Annotated in this window: 1 protein-coding gene; it reads left to right on the forward strand. The window is 65.1% G+C overall.

Annotated features, from left to right (window positions below; all coding sequences use genetic code 11):
• Nucleotides 1-178 precede the first annotated feature (178 nt).
• A partial coding sequence (locus ON20_RS25825) for an IS30 family transposase (protein ID WP_438803440.1) occupies nt 179-1,094 on the forward strand: 916 nt, incomplete at its 3' end.

Raw genomic sequence — 1,094 nt, forward strand, 5'->3', positions numbered from 1 at the left:
CCCTGACGGCCGAGTCGTGAAATACAGCTCCCAGCAGATACTTGCCGGCGTGAAAGCCCCACGCGCGACCTACATCCACGGTGAACGAGTCGACCTCGATCGGGTCGAGCGCGTCATCGATCCGCGTTATCTGAGCCTGCTCGAGCGTGAGCGTTTGAGGGATCTGCACCGGGAGGGTTTGTCGATCCGCGCGATCGCCGTTGCGATGCAGAGGTCGCCGTCCACGATCAGCCGCGAGCTGCGCCGCAACACTGTCTCCGCGCGCGGCTACATGCCTCATGCTGCCCACCGGGCATCGGTTCAGCGGCGGGCGCGACCGAAACTGCCGAAGCTGGTGGCCGATACCGTTCTGCTGGAGTATGTGCAGACGCGATCGAACAAGAAGTGGTCCCCGCAGCAGATCAGCAATCGGCTGGTCAAGGATTTCCCGGACTCGGCGGAGATGCGTGTGAGCACCGAAACGATCTATCAGGCGATCTACGTCCACGCCCGCGGCGAGCTCGAGTGTGAATTGGCCCGCGGGCTGCGCCGAGGGCGTGCTGCCCGCAAACATCGCCGCGACCCGAATTCGCGGAGCCGTCGATTCGTCGACCCGATGACCCCGATTGCCGAGCGCCCCGCTGAGGCCGACACTCGCTCCGTCCCTGGCCACTGGGAAGGCGATCTCATCATCGGCGCAGGCAGCCGATCAGCTATCGCCACGCTCGTGGAGCGCTCCAGCCGCTACCTCGTCCTGGGACACCTCGGCGCCGAACGGACCGCCGAAGTCGTCCGCGACGGCCTCATCGCCGCCGTCACCGAGCTACCCGGCACCCTCCGCCGCACCTTGACCTGGGATCAAGGCGCCGAGATGGCCGAGCACCGCTCTTTCACGATGGCGACCGACATGCGCGTCTACTTCGCCGAGCCCGGCGCGCCATGGCAGCGCGGCAGCAACGACAACACTAATGGACTTCTACGGCAATACTTTCCGCGACGATCGGACTTGCGCATCCACAATCCGGATGCGCTCCGCGCAGTCGCCGAGGAACTAAACGGCCGTCCACGGAAATCTCTCGACTGGGATACACCAGCCGAGCGTCTGGCTGCTTTAA

Origin of the sequence: Nocardia brevicatena NBRC 12119 (assembly GCF_000308495.1) — a bacterium.
GTDB classification, from domain to species: domain Bacteria; phylum Actinomycetota; class Actinomycetes; order Mycobacteriales; family Mycobacteriaceae; genus Nocardia; species Nocardia brevicatena.